Raw genomic sequence first — 20,160 nt, 5'->3', positions numbered from 1 at the left:
AGCAGCGCCATCGCAAAATGCATCGGTTTCATACTTTCTCTACCTCCGGACGACCCAGGATCCCGGTCGGCATCACCAGCAGCACCACGATCAGCAGCGCGAACGACACCACGTCTTTGTATTCGGTACTCAGGTAAGCGGAGGACAGCGCTTCGGCGACGCCCAGAATCAGGCCGCCAATCATCGCACCAGGAATGCTGCCGATACCGCCAAGAACCGCGGCGGTGAAGGCTTTCATCCCGGCCATAAAGCCGATGTACGGATTAATCACGCCATAGAACTGACCGAGCAGCACGCCCGCGACCGCCGCCATTGCCGCACCGATAACAAACGTCAGGGCGATAACGCGGTCGGTGTTGATGCCGAGCAGGCTCGCCATTTTCAGATCTTCAGCACAGGCGCGGCACGCGCGGCCCATGCGGGAGTAGCGGATAAACAGCGTCAGCGCCAGCATCGCCACGAAGGTGACAATCCAGATAACCAGCTGCATGGTGGTAATAGAAGCCGAGAAGTTATCGCTCGCGCCCACAATCCACTGGCCGTTGAAGAGGCTCGGCAGTGCGATGTCGCGCGAACCTTCCGTCAGGCTGACGTAGTTTTGCAGGAAGATGGACATCCCGATGGCGGAGATCAGAGCAATCAGGCGCTTGGAGCTGCGCACCGGGCGATAGGCTACCCGTTCGATGCTCCAGCCGTAGGCGCTGGCGATGACAATCGCGCCCACGAACCCGGCGCCGACCAGCAGCCAGCTGGTGTCGATGCCCATCATCATTAAGGCGGCGATGATCATGAACGACACGTAGCTGCCAATCATATACACCTCGCCATGGGCGAAGTTGATCATCCCGATAATGCCGTAAACCATGGTGTAGCCAATGGCAATCAGCGCGTAGGTGCTGCCCAGCGTGACGCCGTTGAACATCTGCTGGAGAAAATAAAGAAACTGCTCTGACATAAGGTAACCTTTTCATATCCACCCGGCAGGTAATCGGGCGGAGGGATTAGCCGTTATTCTTCAAGCCACAGATGCGTTGGCTGCGTGAGCTCACCCCAGTCACTTACTGTGGTAAGCTCCTGAGGACTCACTCTCTTGCCGCCTTTCTGCGACTCGAATTATTTAGGCTAAACTCGTCTTCTTCTTATTTAGCCACGGTGGACGAACCGTCCGCGTGCCACTGGAAGACACCAAACTCAAATCCCTTCAGATCGCCTTTCTCATCCCAGTTCAGCGGCCCAATCACGGTTTTTGCTCCGTGTTCTTTCAAATCTTTGATCAGCGCCAGTGGATCCTGGCTGCCGGTGCGGTCCATAGCGGTCGCCAGAGACTGCACGGCGGCATAGGTGATCCACACGTACGGGCCGCTCGGATCTTTCTTCTCGGCTTTCAGCGCATCGACGATGCCTTTGTTTGCCGGATCCTGGTCATAGCGTTTCGGCATTGTCACCAGCATGCCTTCACCCGCTGCGCCCGCGATGTTGGAGAGTGACGCATTACCCACGCCTTCCGGACCCATAAACTGGGTTTTCAGGCCAACGGAACGAGCCTGACGCAGGATCTGCCCCATTTCCGGGTAGTAGCCGCCGTAGTAAACGAAGTCGATATTTTCTTTTTGCAGACGCGCCACCAGCGCGGAGAAGTCTTTCTCCCCGGCGGTAATGCCGTCGAAGAACACCACGTTGGCGCCTGCTTTCTTCAGGTTGTCCTGAACGGAGCGCGCCAGGCCTTCGCCGTACTGCTGTTTGTCATGGATGATAGCGATGCGCTGTGGCTTCACTTTATCGAGGATGTATTTCGCAGCAGTCGGCCCCTGGGAGGAGTCGAGGCCCGCGGTACGCATGATGTACTGGTAGCCGCGCTGGGTCAGCTCTGGGTTGGTTGCGCCCGGCGTGATCATCAGAATGCCTTCATCTTCGTAGATGTCAGAAGCAGGCTGCGTTGAGGAAGAGCAGAGGTGGCCGATCACGTATTTAATGCCGTTATTAACCACTTTGTTGGCAACCGCCACGGCCTGTTTTGGATCGCAGGCGTCGTCATATTCCACGGCAACCAGCTTGTCGCCTTTGATCCCACCTTTGGCGTTGATGTCCTTGATCGCCTGGCGCGCGCCGTTGAATTCCATGTCGCCCCACTGTGCGACCGGGCCGGACATCGCGCCAATCACCGCAACCTTAATGTCTTTTGCGAAAGCAGACTGCGTCATTGCCAACGCAACCATTCCCGCAATCAATGTTTTTGCATTCCGTTTCATCATTCAGTCCCCACTCGTGATGTAATTTGTATAAATTTTGTATTTTTCTGGTTAAAAAGCATTCTGTACTTTTATCGCACTTCGCTATTTTTGCCAGTCTCTTTAATGGTTTAGCGATGCTTTTTGCCATCAATCTGACTAAAATCTCTATTTTTCAGTCGATTAAGCAAAGATAATATTCTGTATTTTGTCGGAGATAAACAAAAATAAGCGCGGTTTTTAGCATAAAATAAGGGTACAAAGAGCCGAATAAATCACTACCTTTCAGGGTAAAATCCTGCCTGTTTTTCGATCCCTGATGCATTGCTCTGCTACCGTTTGGCGATGAAAACGAATCCCCTGTCATTCAGCATGAAAATAGAAATCGGTTGATCGAGAAATTCGATAAACTCAGGGCAAAATATTTTTAAGGATGGCTTCACATGAAACTGACGATCATCAGACTGACGGCACTCAGCGAACAGGACATTATCGATCTGGGTAAGATCTGGCCGGAGTACACCGCCGCGTCTTTGCAGATGGATGAGGAACACCGGATCTACGCCGCACGCTTTAACGAAAGGCTGCTGGGCGCGGTACGCGTCACGATGAAAGAAAATCAGGGCGCACTGGATTCCCTGCGCATTCGGGATATTACGCGCCGCCGTGGCGTTGGGCAGTATCTGATAGAAGAAGTGCTCCGGACAAACCCTGACATCAGCAGCTGGTGGATGGCGGACGTCGGCGTTGAAGACCGCAACGCGATGGCGGCTTTTATGCAGGCGATCGGCTTTACGGCCCGGGGAAATGGATGGGAAAAGCGGTAAAAAATGCCGGATGGCGCTGACGCTTATCCGGCCTACATGTCCAGGGGGAATACCTAATCAGCTCCGCCCGGTTCCCTCTCCCTGCGGGAGAGGGGTTCTGAGTTGTCTGATGCCCTCACCCCGGCCCTCTCCCACAGGGAGAGGGTGCAAACACTAAAACGGCAACCAGAGGTTGCCGTTTGCTGTTTATTTCGCGTCGGTCGCGGTGCCGTTGGCATGCCAGGTAAACACGCCGAACTCAAAGCCCTTCAGGTCGCCTTTCTTATCCCAGGTCAGCGGCCCCATGACGGTGTCGACTTTATTCGCCTTCAGCCACTCGGCGATTTTCGCCGGATCGTCGCTCTGGTTCAGACCGGCAGACAGTGACTGCAGCGCCGCATAGGTGGTCCATACGAACGCACCGCTTGGATCCTGTTTCTTCGCCTTAATCGCATCCACAACAGGTTTGTTCGCCGGAACCTGATCGTAGTTCTTCGGCTTGGTCACCAGCAGACCTTCGGCAGAATCACCCGCGATGTTAGACAACGATACGTTCGCCACGCCTTCCGGGCCCATGAACTGGGTTTTCAGGCCTGCTGCACGAGACTGGCGCAGGATCTGACCCATTTCCGGGTGATAACCACCGTAGTAAACGAAATCGATGTTCTCTTTTTTCAGGCGCGCCACCAGCGTGGAGAAATCTTTCTCACCCGCGGTGATACCGTCAAAGAACACCACGTTGGCTTTGCCCTTCAGCGCATCCTGAACGGAGCGGGCCAGGCCTTCGCCGTACTGCTGTTTGTCATGAATAATCGCGATGCGCTTCGGCTTCACGGTATTCAGAATGTATTTCGCGGCGGTTGGGCCCTGGTCGGAGTCCAGACCGGTGGTGCGCAGGATCAGGTTGTAGCCGCGGGCGGTCAGCTCTGGCGCCGTCGCCGCCGGGGTGATCATCAGAATGCCTTCGTCTTCGTAGATGTCAGACGCAGGCTGGGTGGAGGAGGAGCACAGGTGGCCGATCACGTATTTGATACCGTCGTTAACCACTTTGTTCGCTACCGCTACCGCCTGTTTCGGGTCGCAGGCATCGTCATATTTTACGATCTGGATTTTTTCGCCTTTGATGCCACCCTTAGCATTAATATCGGCGACGGCCTGTTCAGCCCCGGTGAATTCCTGATCGCCATACTGCGCTACCGGACCGGACATTGCGCCGACAACGGCCACTTTAATGTCGGCCTGTGCCATTGAGCTGAACGCCAGCGCAATACATCCTGCCAGTAATGCTTTACCCTTCATTTTCATCCTGAGATTCCCCATTGTTATGGTGAGTGCTTTTGTTGTGATGTTGTTATATAGCGCTTTATGTCAGTTTTCGGTCTGCTGTGCGCGCCATGGCAGCATACTCTGCTAAAAACATACCCGATTTTTTTGCTTTTGGAACCAGAAATTTGAGGGCTATGTAACAGATTCGTGACAAAAAAAAGGCGCTCCGAAGAGCGCCGAGCCATTAGCGGCTGAGGGAGTGTCGAATAATCTCCAGCGCCTTACGGAACTGGGCTTCAGGGATGGTCAGAGGGTAAAGGAAGCGGATAACGTTGCCGTAGACGCCACAGCTCAGCAGCAGCAGGCCTTCTTTCAGGGCTTTCTCCTGCACCTGTTTGGTAAACTCCGGCGACGGCGCGCCGGTCTGCGGATCGTTAAACTCCACCGCCACCATCGAGCCCTGAGCGCGTACGTCAACGATATAAGGGCAATCAGCTTTAGCGTTGTTCAGCACTTCCACCAGGTGGTGACCCAGTTCGGATGCGCGGGAACAGAGTTTTTCTTCGTCAATGATGTCGAGCACCGCGTGCGCAGAAGCGACCGCCAGCGGGTTCCCCGCGTAGGTGCCACCCAGGCCACCCGGGGCTGGCGCATCCATCACTTCCGCACGGCCCGCGACGGCAGAAAGCGGCATTCCGCCCGCCAGGCTTTTCGCCATGGTCATCAGGTCTGGCTTCACATCGTAATGCTCCATCGCAAACAGCTTGCCGGTACGGGCAAAACCGGTCTGCACTTCGTCAGCAATCAGCAGAATGCCGTGGGTATCGCACAGCTTACGCAGGCCCTGCATGAAATCGGCAGGTGCGACGTTGAAGCCGCCTTCACCCTGTACGGGCTCGAGAATAATGGCCGCAACCTGATCCGGTGCGATGTCCGCTTTAAAGATACGATCCAGGCTTTTCAGCGCGTCTTCCGTGGTCACGCCATGGGCCGCATTCGGATACTGGCCGTGATACACAGAACCCGGGAAAGGACCAAAGCCGATTTTGTACGGCGCCACTTTGCCGGTCAGCGCCATCGTCATAAAGGTACGACCGTGGAAGCCGCCGCCGAAGGTGATGAGCCCCGGGCGTTTGGTGTATGCGCGGGCAATCTTCACCGCGTTTTCAACGGCTTCCGCACCCGTTGAGAAGAATGCTGTTTTCGCCGGGCCGTTCACTGGCACACGATCGTTAATGCGCTCGGCCAGCGAGACGTAGCTTTCGTAAGGGACAATCTGGTAGGCCGTGTGGGTAAACGCCCGCAGCTGCTTTTCAATCGCGGAGACGATTTTTGGATGGCGATGACCGGTGTTCAGCACCGCGATCCCGGCCGCGAAATCAATCACTTCGTTGCCTTCCACATCCCACAGCGTGGCGTTTTCCGCTTTCTCGGCATAGAAGCCACACATGACGCCAATACCACGCGGTGTCGCCTGTAAACGGCGCTGATTCAGTTCATTGTTTTTCATCGACCTTACCCCATCACAGATTCGTTTGTGTTAACAACTTTGAAACATGCAATAGTTTTACTGCCTGAGCGGTCCTATAATCGAGTACCAGTTTTGAATAATTGAGGGATCCAATTGCGCTCTTTAGTGTGCGATCTCCTGCAGTTGCGTCTGGATGAACAACCCGACGATAAATTGCACAAGAAGTTGTATAACGCCGTGCGCCTGTCAATCCTGGACGGCAGCCTGCCGCCGCAAAGTCGACTGCCGCCATCGCGCGATCTCGCCAGCCAGCTGCGGATGTCTCGCAACACGGTGCTGACGGTGTATGAGCAGCTGCTGGCGGAAGGCTACATTGTTTCACGCTCCGGCAGCGGCACCTTTGTGGCGAAAACCGTGCCGGATGCCCTGCTTTTCGCCACCGGCATGCATGAAGAGCACCGCAGCGCCCCGGCCAGCGCCAGCTTCTCTGAACGGGGTCAGGCGCTTCTGGCGCACAGCAGCGCCAGCCCTCGCCAGTGGGGCGCATTTTTACCGGGCGTGCCGGACGTCAACGAGTTTCCCCACGCGCTGCTGCGCAAAATCCACACCCGCGTCAGCCGTAAACCTCAGGCGATGCAGCTCTCCTATAGCCCTTCCGGCGGCAGCCTGGCGCTGCAACAGGCGCTGATGGAGTACCTTCGCGTGGCCCGCTCGGTGCGATGCAGCCCGGATCAAATCCTCATCACCGAAGGGATCCATCAGGCTATCGATCTGGTGTCGCGGATGCTGTGCAACCCCGGCGACAGCGCCTGGATTGAGGAACCCGCCTACTGGGGAATTCGCAACGTATTGCAGATGAACGGCGTGAATTTGCGGGCGATCGATGTCGATCTCAGCGGTATGAATCCGCCCGAGCCCGGCGACAACCCGCCGCGCCTGATGTTCGTCACGCCGTCGCACCAGTACCCGCTCGGCTGCGTGATGAGCCTCGAGCGTCGCCAGCGCCTGCTGGCCCTCGCCCGCCAGACAGGCAGCTGGATTGTGGAAGACGATTACGACAGTGAGTTTCGCTTCTCCGGCCAGCCGATTCCGGCGTTGCAGGGGCTGGTGGAAGATGCGCCGGTGATTTACATCGGCACCTTCAGCAAAACCATGTGGCCAGGCATGCGCCTGGGATACGTCGTTCTCCCGCGTCCGCTGGCGCAGGCATTGCGCACCGCCCATGCCGAGCTCTATCGCAGCGGGAGGTTGCTCGATCAGGAGGCGCTGGCGCTGTTTATCCGCGAAGGGCATTACACCGCGCACATCCGCCGCATGCGGTTGCTCTACGCCCGGCGGCGTCAGCGGCTGGCGGGGCTCATCACGGATTATCTCGGCAAGGAAGCGCTCAGCGAATTTAATGATAACGCCGGGCTACATCTGGTGCTGAAGCTCGCCGTTGACTGTGACGACGTGGCGCTGGCAAAAAAGGCAAATGAAAAAGGCGTGCTGGTAAGGCCTTTGTCACGCTATTACCTGAACGCAGCCACCCAGCGCGGGCTGTTAATGGGCTTTGCCGCAATGCGTGAAGAGGAGATGGAAGGCGCATTCAAAGTGCTGATGGCATGTATAAAAGACGAAAGCCCGACGGAATAAATGGTCGGGCTTTCCTTTACGTGTCGGGCGGCGGCGATACCTTACCCGACTTACAGTTCGGCAGGGCGTTAACTCTCTTTAGTGCTACCGGACGTCCGCATCACCGGTACAGGCAGCCATGCGCGAATCAACAACCCGCCGCGCTTGCTGGTATCAATCTCCAGCAGGCCGTTATGGTTGTCGATAATACGCTGCACGATGGCCAGCCCCAGCCCGGTGCCGCTGGTGCTGCGCGCGCTGTCGCCGCGCACAAACGGCTGGAACAGGTGCTTGCGCTGCTCCGGCTTGATGCCAGGGCCGTCATCCTCCACCTGGAACCACACGCGGTTTTGTTCGCTGCCGCTGCTGACCTTGATCCAGCCGTTGCCGTAGCGGGCGGCGTTGACCACCATGTTGGCAAGCGCACGTTTAATCGAAAGCGGGTGCATCCGCACAGGAATTTCACCGGGCTGCATATCGGTTTCAATTTCACGCTCGTAGCCGCTTTCCGCCGCCACCACTTCGCCGAGCACCGCGTTCAGGTCGGCCAGCTCCATCGGCATCTCCTGCCCGGTGCGCAGGTAGTCGATAAACTGCTCGATGATGGCGTTGCACTCTTCGATATCCTTGTTGATGGACTCGGCGAGATAACCATCTTCCTCGCCCATCATCTCGGTAGCGAGGCGAATACGCGTCAGCGGCGTACGCAGATCGTGGCTCACCCCCGCCATCAGCAGCGTGCGGTCATCGGCAAGCTGCTTCACGCCCGCCGCCATATGGTTGAAGGCCCTGGTCACTGAACGCACTTCCGACGCGCCGTATTCGCGCAGCGGCGGCGGAATAATCCCTTTGCCCACCTGTAAAGCGGCATGTTCGAGGTCGACAAGGGGTCGGTTCTGAATACGAATAAACAGCCACGCCCCCCCGATAGCCAGCAGCATAATCGCCAGGGTGTAGCGGAACAGCGGCGAGAAGTCGCCCTGATGGATTTCAGTCAGCGGCACGCGCACCCAGATATTGGGTGACAGCCAGGTTTTCAGCCAGACGACCGGCGAGCTTTTGTTGACCTCAACGCGCACTTCCGTTGGGCCACCCAGCTGCTGCGCCATCTGCTGGCTTAAGAATTCGTAATGCTGCGCCCAGCGCAGCCCGGCATCTTCTGCCGCTTCATCGGAATAAAGCGAAATGCCAAGCTCGCGGTAAATCTCACGCCGAAATGCCGGTGGCACCACCAGCTGAGTGCCGTCTTCAAGCTGCAGTTTATCGGTCATCAGCATACGGACTTCGTACGCCAGTACCTTATTAAACTGCTGGAGGCTCGGCAAAATCGCAAAGTTCAGCACCACAAGATACGTCGTCACCAGGCTGACGAACAGCAAGGTGACGATTAAGAGCAGCGTGCGGGCAAACGAACTTCGGGGCGAGAAGCGCATTCGCCTCATGCTTTAGAGCCGTCCGGCACGAAGACGTAGCCCAGACCCCACACGGTCTGAATGTAGCGAGGGTGCGCCGGATCTTCTTCCACCATGCGACGCAGGCGGGAAATCTGCACGTCGATGGAACGTTCCATTGCGGAATACTCACGACCACGCGCCAGATTCATCAGCTTATCGCGAGAGAGCGGCTCACGCGGATGGCTGACCAGCGCTTTCAGCACGGCGAATTCACCGCTGGTGAGCGGCATTGGCTCATCTTCGCGGAACATTTCACGGGTGCCGAGGTTCAGCTTAAACTTACCGAAAGCGATCACCGCTTCTTCCTGAGAAGGCGCGCCCGGCAGTTCATTCGCCTGACGACGCAGCACGGCGCGGATACGAGCCAGCAGCTCACGCGGGTTGAAAGGTTTTGGAATGTAGTCGTCGGCGCCGATCTCCAGGCCCACGATACGATCAACTTCTTCACCCTTCGCCGTTACCATGATGATCGGCATTGGGTTGCTCTGGCTGCGAAGGCGGCGGCAGATCGAAAGACCATCTTCGCCAGGCAGCATGAGATCCAGCACCATCAGGTGGAAGGATTCACGGGTCAGCAGGCGGTCCATTTGTTCGGCGTTAGCGACGCTGCGAACCTGGAAGCCTTGCTCGGTCAGATAACGCTCGAGCAGCGCACGCAGGCGCATGTCGTCATCCACAACAAGAATCTTATAATTCTCTTGCATTGTTTTTACTCCCAGAAGGTTCGTAACAATATGAGTGCGTATTCTCAAAAAAGCCCGGGCCAGGCTCCAGTGAAATCTGGTATAAATTCTAGCCGAAATTGTTACAAAGCATATTTAACAGCAGCTTATCTGTACATTTCATCACAGAATACGCTTTTTTAACCCCCTGTGATGTTCTGTGAGGCAAAATGTGCGCAAGCTCAGGTAGTCACAAGGTAGCATCACAATGAAAACGCCGCTAATCACCCGTGAAGGGTACGAGAAGTTAAAGAAAGAGCTGGATTATCTCTGGCGCGAAGAACGTCCTGAAGTCACCAAAAAAGTCACCTGGGCGGCAAGCCTCGGCGATCGCAGCGAAAATGCTGATTATCAGTACAACAAAAAACGCCTGCGCGAGATCGACCGTCGGGTTCGTTACCTGACCAAGTGCCTGGAAAATTTGAAAATTGTCGATTATTCGCCGCAGCAGGAAGGCAAGGTGTTCTTTGGTGCCTGGGTCGAAATTGAAAACGACGACGGCGATACCAAGCGCTTTCGCATCGTTGGCTATGACGAGATCTTTGGCCGCAAAGATTACATCTCTATCGACTCGCCGATGGCCCGCGCGCTGCTGAAAAAAGAGGTCGGCGACCTGGCGCTGGTACAGACGCCCGGCGGGGAAGCAACCTGGTACGTCAACGAGATCGAGTACGTCAAATAACTCGCCCGGAACACTCTGATTACGGGTTGAGGGATGGCATTTTCGCCCCTCAATCCGTATAACTATCCCCTGTTTTTTACTCCACCAGATGAATATTGCCATGATGAAAGATTCGCTCTGCCGCATTATTGCGGGTGAACTTCAGGCCAGAAACGAACAGGTAGAAGCTGCCGTTCGCCTGCTTGATGAAGGGAACACCGTGCCATTTATTGCACGCTATCGTAAGGAAGTCACCGGCGGTCTTGATGACACGCAGCTGCGTAACCTGGAAACCCGTCTGGGCTACCTGCGCGAGCTGGAAGAGCGTCGCCAGTCGATTCTGAAGTCGATTGATGAGCAGGGCAAACTGACCGACGACCTGGCTAAAGCCATCAACGGCACGCTCAGCAAAACCGAGCTCGAAGACCTTTATCTGCCCTACAAACCTAAACGCCGCACCCGCGGGCAAATTGCGATTGAAGCAGGCCTGGAGCCGCTGGCCGATCTGCTGTGGAACGAGCCGTCGCATTCGCCGGAAGACGAAGCCGCGAAGTTTATCAATGCCGACAACGGCGTTGCCGATACCAAAGCCGCCCTCGACGGCGCGCGCTACATCCTGATGGAACGCTTCGCGGAAGACGCACAGCTGCTGGCAAAAGTGCGTGATTACCTGTGGAAGAACGCCCATCTCGTCGCGACCGTGGTCAGCGGCAAAGAGGAGGAAGGTGCGAAATTCCGCGACTACTTTGACCACCACGAGCCGATTGCCACCGCCCCTTCCCACCGCGCGCTGGCAATGTTCCGTGGCCGCAACGAAGGCATCCTGCAACTGGCGCTGAATGCCGATCCGCAGTTCGATGAACCACCAAAAGAGAGCCACTGCGAACAAATTATTGCTGACCATCTCGGCCTGCGCCTGAACAATGCCCCGGCGGACAGCTGGCGCAAAGGCGTGGTGAGCTGGACATGGCGTATCAAAGTGCTGATGCACCTTGAAACCGAACTGATGGGCACCGTGCGCGAACGCGCAGAAGATGAAGCGATTAACGTTTTTGCCCGTAACCTGCACGACCTGCTGATGGCGGCACCTGCTGGCCTTCGCGCCACCATGGGCCTCGATCCTGGCCTGCGTACCGGCGTGAAAGTCGCCGTTGTAGACGGCACCGGCAAGCTGGTTGCCACCGACACCATTTACCCGCACACCGGCCAGGCCGCAAAAGCCGCGGTTGCTGTGGCAGCGCTATGTGAAAAACATAACGTCGAACTGGTGGCAATTGGTAACGGCACCGCGTCACGTGAAACTGAGCGTTTCTACCTCGACGTGCAGAAGCAGTTCCCGAAAGTGACCGCGCAGAAAGTGATCGTTAGCGAAGCGGGCGCTTCGGTTTACTCCGCTTCTGAACTGGCAGCACTGGAGTTCCCGGACCTGGACGTCTCCATTCGTGGTGCAGTGTCCATTGCCCGTCGCTTGCAGGATCCGTTGGCCGAACTCGTTAAGATCGATCCGAAATCCATCGGCGTGGGCCAGTATCAGCACGACGTCAGCCAGTCACAGCTGGCGCGCAAGCTGGATGCGGTAGTAGAAGACTGCGTGAACGCCGTTGGCGTGGATCTGAACACCGCTTCCGTGCCGCTGCTGACCCGCGTGGCGGGCCTGACGCGCATGATGGCGCAGAACATCGTGGCCTGGCGTGATGAAAACGGTCAGTTCCAGAACCGCCAGCAGCTGCTGAAGGTGAGCCGCCTCGGGCCGAAAGCCTTTGAGCAGTGCGCGGGCTTCCTGCGCATCAACCACGGCGACAACCCGCTCGATGCCTCAACCGTTCACCCGGAAGCCTATCCGGTGGTGGAACGCATTCTCGCCGCCACGCATCAGGCGCTGAAGGATCTGATGGGTAACAGCAGCGAACTGCGCAACGTGAAAGCCGTCGATTTTACCGACGAGCGTTTCGGCCTGCCGACGGTCACCGACATCATCAAAGAGCTGGAGAAGCCAGGCCGTGACCCGCGTCCTGAGTTCAAAACGGCGAAGTTTGCCGACGGCGTGGAAACGATGAACGATCTGCTGCCGGGCATGGTGCTCGAAGGTGCGGTCACCAACGTGACTAACTTTGGCGCCTTTGTGGACATCGGCGTGCATCAGGACGGCCTTGTTCATATTTCGTCACTGGCCGACAAATTCGTTGAAGACCCGCACACCATCGTGAAAGCGGGCGACATCGTGAAGGTCAAAGTGCTGGAGGTCGATCTGCAGCGTAAGCGCATCGCGCTGACCATGCGTCTTGATGAGCAGCCGGGCGATACCAACGCTCGCCGCGGTAATGGCGGCAGCAATCGTGAACAAAACGGCCGTCCGGCAGCGAAAGCTGCGAAGCCTCGCGGGCGTGACGCGCAGCCTGCCGGCAACAGCGCGATGATGGACGCTCTCGCGGCGGCAATGAAGAAAAAATAAGCCTGATATTATCTGGCCCTCTTATTTCAGAGGGCCTTTTTATTTCAACTCAGGAACACCCTAATTTTTTACCCTTTGGTGAATTATCAAAGCATTTATTTTCACTTTGGTAACAATTCTGCATTTTGCAAAACACTTTCCGCCGCAATAAATATTGAGCCATGTCAACACCGGATGAATTATTCACGTCCTGAACATCTGTTGACATTTTATTGATTGAAGGTGGAAACCATTCTCATTATCATCGTCACTGTAGATATTTTATCCTTTTCCTGTTCGCATCATCGTTGGTTTTACGCGCTGCCCCCGCACGCGTGAATGAATTTTTCGGTTAACGACACAAGCAGGCTTTATGCAATTCACTCCAGACAGCACGTGGAAGATCACCGGGTTTTCGCGCGATATCAGCCCGGCCTATCGGCAGAAACTCCTTTCGCTCGGCATGCTGCCGGGTTCGTCCTTTCATGTCGTACGCGTCGCCCCGCTCGGCGATCCGGTTCATATTGAAACGCGTCGCGTCAGCCTCGTATTACGTAAGAAAGACCTTGCGTTAATTGAAATTGAAACGCTGCCCCGTTAATTCCTGCCAGACACCGAGAGTCCTGAAAAATGAAGAAATTAACCATCGGATTAATTGGCAACCCGAATTCCGGGAAGACCACCTTATTTAATCAGCTGACCGGCGCACGCCAGCGTGTAGGTAACTGGGCAGGCGTAACGGTCGAGCGTAAAGAAGGCCAGTTTACCACCACCGATAATCAGGTGACGCTGGTCGACCTGCCGGGAACTTATTCTCTCACGACAATTTCCTCACAAACTTCGCTCGATGAACAGATTGCCTGCCACTATATTCTGAGTGGCGATGCCGACCTGCTGATTAACGTGGTCGACGCCTCCAACCTGGAGCGTAACCTCTACCTGACGCTGCAGCTGCTGGAGCTCGGCATTCCGTGCGTCGTCGCGCTGAACATGCTCGATATTGCTGAAAAGCAGCAAATCCGCATTGAAGTGGACGCGCTGGCAAAACGTCTGGGCTGCCCGGTTATTCCGCTGGTGTCCACGCGCGGACGCGGTATCGAGGCGCTGAAAATGGCGATTGACCGCCACCAGCGCAATGACGATGTAGAACTGGTTCAGTACGCGCAGCCTTTGCTGCGTGAATCCGCTGAACTGGCCGAAATGATGCCGCAGGCCATGCCGTCCAGGCAGCGCCACTGGCTGGGCCTGCAAATGCTGGAAGGCGATATCTACAGCCTGGCCTACGCCGGCGGCGCCGCGCAGCAGCAGCTTGCCGAAGCGATACAGCGCCTGAATACGGAAATGGACGACCCGGCATTGCACATTGCAGACGCCCGCTATCAGTCCATCGCTGCGGTGTGCGACGTGGTGAGCAACACGCTAACCGCCGAACCAAGCCGTTTCACCACCGCCGTCGACAAAGTCATTCTTAATCGTTTCCTGGGCCTGCCGATTTTCCTGTTCGTCATGTACCTGATGTTCCTGCTGGCGATCAACATCGGCGGTGCCCTTCAGCCGATTTTCGATGCCGGCTCGGTGGCGATTTTCATCCACGGCATTCAGTGGCTCGGTGCGACGCTGCACTTCCCGGAGTGGCTGACGATTTTCCTCGCCCAGGGGCTTGGCGGCGGCATCAACACCGTGCTGCCGCTGGTACCACAAATTGGGATGATGTATCTGTTCCTCTCCTTCCTTGAGGATTCCGGCTACATGGCCCGTGCGGCCTTCGTTATGGATCGCCTGATGCAGTCGCTTGGCCTGCCGGGCAAATCATTCGTCCCGCTAATTGTCGGCTTCGGCTGTAACGTGCCGTCGGTAATGGGCGCACGCACGCTCGATGCACCACGTGAACGCCTTATGACCATCATGATGGCGCCGTTTATGTCCTGTGGCGCTCGCCTCGCGATTTTCGCGGTCTTCGCGGCGGCGTTCTTCGGGCAGGAAGGCGCGCTGGCCGTGTTCTCGCTTTACGTTCTCGGCATCGTGATGGCTATCCTCACCGGGCTGATGCTTAAGCACACCATCATGCGCGGCGAAGCGTCGCCGTTCGTGATGGAGCTGCCGGTTTACCACGTTCCGCATCTGAAAAGCCTGATAATCCAGACCTGGCAGCGCCTGAAAGGCTTCGTCCTGCGCGCCGGTAAAGTCATCGTTATCGTCAGTATTTTCCTTAGCGCACTGAACAGCTTCACGCTGAGCGGTAAAGCCGCGGATAACATTAATGATTCAGCGCTGGCCTCCGTCAGCCAGGTGATTACCCCGCTGTTTAAACCCATTGGCGTTCACGAAGATAACTGGCAGGCCACCGTCGGCTTGTTCACCGGCGCGATGGCGAAAGAAGTGGTTGTGGGTACGCTGAACACCCTCTACACCGCTGAAAACATCCAGCAGGAAGAGTTCAACCCTGCGGAGTTTAACCTGTTCGATGAACTGGGCGGCGCCGCACAGGAAACCTGGCAGAGCCTGAAAGATACCTTCAGCCTGAGCGTACTGGCCAACCCGATTGAGGCCAGTAAAGGCGACGGTGAAATGGCAACGGGCGCAATGGGCGTGATGAGCAGCAAATTCGGCAGCGCAGCGGCAGCTTACAGCTACCTGATTTTCGTCCTGCTCTATATTCCGTGCATCTCGGTGATGGGCGCAATTGCCCGCGAATCGAGCCGCGGCTGGATGGGCTTCTCCATCCTGTGGGGGCTGAATATCGCTTATTCGCTGTCCACGCTGTTCTATCAGGTATCGAGCTTCCAGCAGCATCCGCGCTATAGCCTGGTCTGCATTCTGGCGGTGGTCTTGTTTAACGTAGTGGTGCTTGGCATGCTGCGCCGCGCCCGCAGCCGCGTGAATGTGAATCTGCTGGCAACGCGTAAAACCGTCGAAAGCTGCTGCAGCAGTCCGGCTGGCGACTGCCACTAAGGAGCATACGATGGCCTCAATGATTGAACTGCGGGATATATTGGCTTTACAGGGCCGCATGGAGGCACAACAGCTGAGTCGCGTGCTGCACACGCCGCAGCCGATGATTGACGCCATGCTGATGCGCATGGAAGCCATGGGTAAAGCAAAACGTGTGGCCGAAGAGCCGAATGATTGTCTGAGTGGCAGTTGCAGAAGCTGCCCGGAAGGCAAAGCCTGCCTGCGTGAATGGTGGGTGTTGCAGTAAGTCAGAAATGAAGAAGCGGGCCAGAGGCCCGCTTTTTACTTATCTGTGCTCGCTGACTTATTTGTAAACGTCGGCGTTCGCGTGAACGGTTTTCTCATTCTTTTCGCCAGCAATGACGACAAAATATTGGCCGCCCAGCTCATCGGCTTTCTTCGACAGATCTCTCTTCGCATCCATCGGCGAGGTTGTTCTGGACGTCGTGATTGAACCAATTTTAGTCAGGTTCATTTTGGCTACATCGTCCTTCTGAATCTCCTTTGCGGCAAATGCACCAAAAGAGATCGATCCCATAACCAGAGCAGTAACAATACCCTTAACAAGTTTCATAGCCATACTCTCCATAGATTTTATTGGTCATTTCATACCTGCATCCAGTTCGGCAGGCAACCTGCCGCAACCTGAAATGAGTATTGTTGAGGATGCAGACTTTTGCCAACTGAGAAGGAAAAATTCAGATTTTCTATGATGTTAAGGTTAACAATGAATTAACAAAGAGGGACGAATGCGAAATAAATGGGGCATGCGCCGCTTTAGGAAAAACGATTGAACGGCTCTGAGGCCACAGCTCGTCAAGCAGCGGGACCACCCTTCGCGGCACCAGCCCGTCAAAGTGACCATAGAGCCGCAGGAACGGCAACGTCAGGCCGCTTAATGCCTCACGCAGGTCGGCGGTTTTCAGGATCTCCAGCCCACCATTCAGCACCTCCACCGAAGGCATTGGCAGTGCCAGCACGGCACTTTTCAACCTGCGGGCGTCCTGCCGGGCACTTTCGGTTCCCAGCGTTTGCAAGGCCAGAAAACGCTCCACCGTGCGCTGAAAATCTTCGCTAAGCTGGCGCTGAAAACCCGACAGCACATCAGGCTTGATGCCCGGCCAGTTATCGTGAGCGGTAAAGCACGGGGACGACGCGACGGTAACCAGCGCCTGCACGCGATCGGGTGCCGTCAGCGCTGCCTGGCTCGCAACCAGCCCTCCGAGGCTCCAGCCTAGCCATATCGCTTTTTCGGGGGCTTTCGCCAGAACCAGACGGGTCATCTCTTCAAGAGATAACGCCCCAAAACCAGTGCTTCGCCCGAAGCCCGGCAAGTCCACCAGATGTAGCGTGAAATGCGAGCTCAGTTCCGGCGTTATGCAATCCCACACCTCCGCGTTCAGCCCCCATCCGTGCAGCAGCACAAGATGACTCTTTCCTTCGCCTTTGGTTTGCCACCAGATGTCTTTCATCCGTTATTGTTCTCATTCTTCGAATCAGGAGGGAAAACATGCTAACAGCCCACGGCTTATGCTGGCTATGCCAAATGCCGCTGAAGCTCCCACACTGGGGTCTCTGCTCCCGCTGCACCCGTGCCGTTAGCCCTTGCCTGTCCCTTTGCCCCCAGTGCGGGCTGCCCGCGGCTCACAGCAAAATGCCCTGCGGGCGTTGCCTGCGCCATGAACCGCCGTGGCAGTGGCTGGTCACGGTGAATGATTACGTTGCTCCGCTTTCGCTACTGGTGCAAAGGTGGAAGTTTAACAATCACCCTGAGCTGGCGAAGGCGCTTGCCCGACTGCTGCTGTTGCGCCTGAAGCAGACGCAACGGCGACCCAAACCGGATTTGCTGATTGCCGTACCGCTCTGGCAAAAGCGCCGCTGGCGACGAGGCTACAACCAGGCCGATGAGCTGTGTCGCCCGCTTGCCCGCTGGCTGGCAATTCATTATGCCCGTGAAGCAATCCGCCGTATCCGGCCCACGGCCACCCAGCACCAGCTTTCGGCGAAGCGGCGCAAACAGAACCTGAAAAATGCGTTTCAGCTTGAATTCCCGGTGGCAGGGCTCCATATCGCTCTGGTGGACGATGTCGTCACGACCGGCAGTACCGTAGCCGAACTTTCCCGCCTGCTTTTGCGAAACGGCGCGGCGTCAGTTCAGGTATGGTGCCTGTGTCGCACCTTGTAGACCCTCTGTGATGGGCGTATTATAACCGACTAAAGTAGTCAACTATTAGGCCAAAGCTATGATCCGTATTTCCGATGCTGCACAAGCGCACTTTGCCAAACTGCTGGCAAATCAGGAAGAAGGGACACAAATCCGCGTATTTGTGATTAACCCGGGCACCCCAAATGCTGAATGTGGCGTATCTTACTGCCCGCCGGATGCGGTGGAAGCCAGTGACACTGCCCTGAAATTTGACCTGCTGACCGCGTATGTCGATGAGCTAAGCGCGCCCTATCTGGATGATGCGGAAATCGACTTTGTGACCGATCAGTTAGGTTCCCAGCTGACGCTGAAAGCGCCGAACGCCAAAATGCGTAAAGTCTCTGACGATGCGCCGCTAATGGAACGCGTGGAATATCTGCTGCAGTCGCAGATTAACCCTCAGCTCGCCGGCCACGGCGGTCGCGTATCGCTGATGGAAATCACCGAAGACGGCCTCGCCATTCTGCAGTTTGGCGGCGGCTGTAACGGTTGTTCAATGGTAGACGTGACGCTGAAAGAAGGGATCGAGAAGCAGCTGCTGAACGAATTTCCTGAGCTGAAAGGTGTTCGCGATCTGACCGAACACCAGCGCGGCGAGCACTCCTACTACTGATTTCCTCCGGCCCGCTCGTCGGGCCGATATTTCCTCCCCCACGCACGCGCCGATAATCCTCACGTTCTTCTGCCCTTACCCTGCCATTCCCACCCAAAGAGTATGACTTAAGTCTCACAATTGAAATTTTCACACTTCAGGTGATTCTCATTCCGGCAATGTTACCCGTATCATCACCGGCAAGCACTGCTGCCATAATTAAGGTCAGCTATCCTGGTTCAGGAAAACCCTCAACGTTCACAGTGCCGTAATATCTCTGTTCCCGGCCAGGAAAAAGCTAACAGAAACGTTGGCATTACAACGTTACCCATAACAAATAAAAGGTCAGATAAATCATGCCATTAGTCATTGTCGCTATCGGTGTTGCGTTATTACTGCTCCTGATGATCCGCTTCAAGCTGAACGGATTTATCGCTCTGGTACTGGTCGCGCTTGCAGTCGGTCTGATGCAGGGCATGCCGTTAGTTAAAGTCATCGGCTCTATCAAAACCGGCGTGGGCGGTACGCTCGGCAGCCTGGCGCTGATCATGGGCTTCGGCGCAATGCTCGGCAAAATGCTGGCAGACTGCGGCGGCGCTCAGCGCATCGCCACGACGCTTATCGCGAAGTTTGGTAAAAAGCACATTCAGTGGGCCGTGGTGTTAACCGGCTTCACCGTTGGCTTTGCGCTGTTCTATGAAGTGGGCTTTGTGCTGATGCTGCCTCTGGTGTTCACCATTGCCGCTGCGGCCAATATTCCGCTGCTGTATGTCGGCGTGCCGATGGCGGCTGCACTCTCCGTGACCCACGGCTTCCTGCCGCCGCATCCGGGCCCAACCGCTATTGCCACCATCTTCCACGCTGATATGGGGAAAACCCTGCTGTTCGGCACTATTCTGGCCATCCCGACCGTGATCCTCGCCGGGCCGGTATTTGCCCGCTGCCTGAAGGGCATTGACAAGCCGATCCCGGAAGGCCTCTACAACGCGAAGACCTTTACGGAAGAAGAGATGCCGAGCTTCGGCGTCAGCGTCTGGACTTCCCTGGTGCCGGTAGTGCTGATGGCGATGCGTGCCATTGCAGAAATGGTGCTGCCACAAGGCCACGCCTTCCTGCCGGTAGCGGAATTCCTTGGCGACCCGGTCATGGCAACGCTCATCGCGGTGCTGATTGCCCTGTTCACCTTTGGTCTGAACCGCGGTCGCTCTATGGATCAGATTAACGATACTCTGACTTCAGCGATTAAAATCATTGCGATGATGCTGCTGATCATCGGCGGCGGCGGCGCCTTCAAGCAGGTTCTGGTCGACAGCGGCGTGGATAAATACATCGCCTCCATGATGCATGAAACCAACGTCTCCCCCATCTTCATGGCCTGGTCGATTGCTGCTGTTCTGCGTATCGCACTCGGTTCAGCGACGGTGGCGGCGATCACGGCGGGTGGTATCGTAGCACCGCTTATCGCCACGACCGGCGTCAGCCCTGAGCTGATGGTTATCGCTGTCGGCTCCGGCAGCGTTATCTTCTCTCACGTGAACGATCCGGGCTTCTGGCTGTTCAAAGAGTACTTCAACCTGACTATCGGCGAGACCATCAAATCCTGGTCGATGCTGGAAACCATTATCTCCGTCTGCGGCCTCATCGGCTGTCTGCTGCTCGGCATGGTGGTTTAAGCGCTGATTGCCAGGTGACGGCTGATGCCTTACCTGGCCTACAAATCAGGCCTGAGGGATGGGTAAATTTTGTAGGCCGGATAA

The 20,160-nt window shown here is 56.3% G+C and carries 18 protein-coding genes; 10 read left to right on the top strand and 8 right to left on the bottom strand.

Features of this window, described 5'->3' with window-relative positions; translation table 11 throughout:
• Window positions 1-28 precede the first annotated feature (28 nt).
• Together livH and livK are read right to left on the bottom strand one after the other, a co-directional pair.
• Complete coding sequence (livH, locus tag RTU33_RS19790; protein WP_312629650.1) at window positions 29-955, bottom strand: high-affinity branched-chain amino acid ABC transporter permease LivH; 927 nt, start codon at window positions 953-955, stop codon at window positions 29-31.
• Between the two features lie 184 nt (window positions 956-1,139).
• Window positions 1,140-2,249 (bottom strand): high-affinity branched-chain amino acid ABC transporter substrate-binding protein LivK, encoded by a 1,110-nt coding sequence (gene livK, locus RTU33_RS19785; protein WP_312629655.1) that lies wholly within the window; start codon window positions 2,247-2,249, stop codon window positions 1,140-1,142.
• Window positions 2,250-2,671: 422 nt separating this feature from the next.
• On the opposite strand from livK, the gene panM reads away from it, so the two are divergent.
• Entirely contained in the window at window positions 2,672-3,055 is a 384-nt protein-coding gene (panM, locus tag RTU33_RS19780) for an aspartate 1-decarboxylase autocleavage activator PanM (RefSeq protein WP_312629648.1), read from the top strand.
• Window positions 3,056-3,241: 186 nt separating this feature from the next.
• On the opposite strand, the gene RTU33_RS19775 is transcribed toward panM, so the two are convergent.
• Together RTU33_RS19775 and RTU33_RS19770 are read right to left on the bottom strand one after the other, a co-directional pair.
• On the bottom strand, window positions 3,242-4,339 hold the full coding sequence (locus tag RTU33_RS19775) for a branched-chain amino acid ABC transporter substrate-binding protein (protein ID WP_312629646.1): 1,098 nt from the start codon (window positions 4,337-4,339) through the stop codon (window positions 3,242-3,244).
• A 205-nt stretch (window positions 4,340-4,544) separates the two neighbouring features.
• Window positions 4,545-5,810: a 4-aminobutyrate--2-oxoglutarate transaminase gene (locus RTU33_RS19770; RefSeq protein ID WP_312629645.1), complete on the bottom strand. Its 1,266-nt coding sequence runs from the start codon at window positions 5,808-5,810 to the stop codon at window positions 4,545-4,547.
• 114 nt (window positions 5,811-5,924) lie between these two features.
• On the opposite strand from RTU33_RS19770, the gene RTU33_RS19765 reads away from it, so the two are divergent.
• Window positions 5,925-7,406: a PLP-dependent aminotransferase family protein gene (locus RTU33_RS19765; protein ID WP_312629644.1), complete on the top strand. Its 1,482-nt coding sequence runs from the start codon at window positions 5,925-5,927 to the stop codon at window positions 7,404-7,406.
• Between the two features lie 68 nt (window positions 7,407-7,474).
• Here RTU33_RS19765 and envZ read toward each other — a convergent pair whose 3' ends face one another.
• Both envZ and ompR read right to left on the bottom strand, forming a co-directional pair.
• Entirely contained in the window at window positions 7,475-8,827 is a 1,353-nt protein-coding gene (gene envZ / locus RTU33_RS19760; RefSeq protein WP_312629642.1) for a two-component system sensor histidine kinase EnvZ, read from the bottom strand.
• Entirely contained in the window at window positions 8,824-9,543 is a 720-nt protein-coding gene (gene ompR / locus RTU33_RS19755) for a two-component system response regulator OmpR (RefSeq protein ID WP_001157751.1), read from the bottom strand. Before ompR ends, envZ begins: the two co-directional genes overlap by 4 nt.
• 226 nt (window positions 9,544-9,769) lie before the next feature.
• On the opposite strand from ompR, the gene greB reads away from it, so the two are divergent.
• The 5 genes from greB (at window position 9,770) to feoC (ending at window position 15,852) form a co-directional block, all read left to right on the top strand.
• A complete protein-coding gene (greB, locus tag RTU33_RS19750; RefSeq protein WP_097163422.1) occupies window positions 9,770-10,243 on the top strand; it encodes a transcription elongation factor GreB in 474 nt (157 codons plus the stop codon).
• Window positions 10,244-10,343: 100 nt separating this feature from the next.
• Window positions 10,344-12,674: a Tex family protein gene (locus RTU33_RS19745; RefSeq protein ID WP_312629641.1), complete on the top strand. Its 2,331-nt coding sequence runs from the start codon at window positions 10,344-10,346 to the stop codon at window positions 12,672-12,674.
• A gap of 352 nt (window positions 12,675-13,026) precedes the next feature.
• Window positions 13,027-13,254, top strand: a complete 228-nt coding sequence (feoA, locus tag RTU33_RS19740; RefSeq protein WP_312629639.1) for a ferrous iron transporter A — start codon at window positions 13,027-13,029, stop codon at window positions 13,252-13,254.
• A gap of 29 nt (window positions 13,255-13,283) precedes the next feature.
• On the top strand, window positions 13,284-15,605 hold the full coding sequence (feoB, locus tag RTU33_RS19735; RefSeq protein WP_312629638.1) for a Fe(2+) transporter permease subunit FeoB: 2,322 nt from the start codon (window positions 13,284-13,286) through the stop codon (window positions 15,603-15,605).
• Window positions 15,606-15,615: 10 nt separating this feature from the next.
• On the top strand, window positions 15,616-15,852 hold the full coding sequence (gene feoC, locus RTU33_RS19730) for a [Fe-S]-dependent transcriptional repressor FeoC (RefSeq protein WP_312629637.1): 237 nt from the start codon (window positions 15,616-15,618) through the stop codon (window positions 15,850-15,852).
• A 57-nt stretch (window positions 15,853-15,909) separates the two neighbouring features.
• Here the strand turns inward: feoC and RTU33_RS19725 are convergent, their stop codons facing one another.
• On the bottom strand, window positions 15,910-16,179 hold the full coding sequence (locus RTU33_RS19725) for a YdgH/BhsA/McbA-like domain containing protein (RefSeq protein WP_312629653.1): 270 nt from the start codon (window positions 16,177-16,179) through the stop codon (window positions 15,910-15,912).
• Between the two features lie 133 nt (window positions 16,180-16,312).
• The gene (gene bioH, locus RTU33_RS19720; protein ID WP_312629636.1) at window positions 16,313-17,077 is read right to left on the bottom strand and encodes a pimeloyl-ACP methyl ester esterase BioH; all 765 of its coding nucleotides are present in this window, start codon (window positions 17,075-17,077) and stop codon (window positions 16,313-16,315) included.
• A 38-nt stretch (window positions 17,078-17,115) separates the two neighbouring features.
• Between bioH and gntX the strand changes: the two genes are divergently transcribed.
• From gntX to gntT, 3 genes are all read left to right on the top strand, one after another.
• Complete coding sequence (gene gntX / locus RTU33_RS19715) at window positions 17,116-17,790, top strand: DNA utilization protein GntX (protein ID WP_312629635.1); 675 nt, start codon at window positions 17,116-17,118, stop codon at window positions 17,788-17,790.
• A 58-nt stretch (window positions 17,791-17,848) separates the two neighbouring features.
• Entirely contained in the window at window positions 17,849-18,424 is a 576-nt protein-coding gene (nfuA, locus tag RTU33_RS19710) for a Fe-S biogenesis protein NfuA (protein ID WP_312629633.1), read from the top strand.
• 335 nt (window positions 18,425-18,759) lie between these two features.
• Window positions 18,760-20,076: a gluconate transporter gene (gene gntT / locus RTU33_RS19705; protein ID WP_312629631.1), complete on the top strand. Its 1,317-nt coding sequence runs from the start codon at window positions 18,760-18,762 to the stop codon at window positions 20,074-20,076.
• The last annotated feature ends 84 nt before the right edge of the window (window positions 20,077-20,160 follow it).

Source organism: Scandinavium sp., from assembly GCF_032012665.1.
GTDB lineage: Bacteria > Pseudomonadota > Gammaproteobacteria > Enterobacterales > Enterobacteriaceae > Scandinavium.
The sequence above is the reverse complement of the archived record's forward strand: the minus strand, read 5'-3'. Positions and strand labels throughout refer to the sequence as shown.

Bases quoted from the DNA above. Each gene is read 5' to 3' on its own strand.
- livH (WP_312629650.1), bottom strand. From the start codon at position 955: ATGTCAGAGCAGTTTCTTTATTTTCTCCAGCAGATGTTCAACGGCGTC.
- livK (WP_312629655.1), bottom strand. From the start codon at position 2,249: ATGAAACGGAATGCAAAAACATTGATTGCGGGAATGGTTGCGTTGGCA.
- panM (WP_312629648.1), top strand. From the start codon at position 2,672: ATGAAACTGACGATCATCAGACTGACGGCACTCAGCGAACAGGACATT.
- RTU33_RS19775 (WP_312629646.1), bottom strand. From the start codon at position 4,339: ATGAAAATGAAGGGTAAAGCATTACTGGCAGGATGTATTGCGCTGGCG.
- RTU33_RS19770 (WP_312629645.1), bottom strand. From the start codon at position 5,810: ATGAAAAACAATGAACTGAATCAGCGCCGTTTACAGGCGACACCGCGT.
- envZ (WP_312629642.1), bottom strand. From the start codon at position 8,827: ATGAGGCGAATGCGCTTCTCGCCCCGAAGTTCGTTTGCCCGCACGCTG.
- ompR (WP_001157751.1), bottom strand. From the start codon at position 9,543: ATGCAAGAGAATTATAAGATTCTTGTTGTGGATGACGACATGCGCCTG.
- greB (WP_097163422.1), top strand. From the start codon at position 9,770: ATGAAAACGCCGCTAATCACCCGTGAAGGGTACGAGAAGTTAAAGAAA.
- RTU33_RS19745 (WP_312629641.1), top strand. From the start codon at position 10,344: ATGATGAAAGATTCGCTCTGCCGCATTATTGCGGGTGAACTTCAGGCC.
- feoA (WP_312629639.1), top strand. From the start codon at position 13,027: ATGCAATTCACTCCAGACAGCACGTGGAAGATCACCGGGTTTTCGCGC.
- feoB (WP_312629638.1), top strand. From the start codon at position 13,284: ATGAAGAAATTAACCATCGGATTAATTGGCAACCCGAATTCCGGGAAG.
- feoC (WP_312629637.1), top strand. From the start codon at position 15,616: ATGGCCTCAATGATTGAACTGCGGGATATATTGGCTTTACAGGGCCGC.
- RTU33_RS19725 (WP_312629653.1), bottom strand. From the start codon at position 16,179: ATGAAACTTGTTAAGGGTATTGTTACTGCTCTGGTTATGGGATCGATC.
- bioH (WP_312629636.1), bottom strand. From the start codon at position 17,077: ATGAAAGACATCTGGTGGCAAACCAAAGGCGAAGGAAAGAGTCATCTT.
- gntX (WP_312629635.1), top strand. From the start codon at position 17,116: ATGCTAACAGCCCACGGCTTATGCTGGCTATGCCAAATGCCGCTGAAG.
- nfuA (WP_312629633.1), top strand. From the start codon at position 17,849: ATGATCCGTATTTCCGATGCTGCACAAGCGCACTTTGCCAAACTGCTG.
- gntT (WP_312629631.1), top strand. From the start codon at position 18,760: ATGCCATTAGTCATTGTCGCTATCGGTGTTGCGTTATTACTGCTCCTG.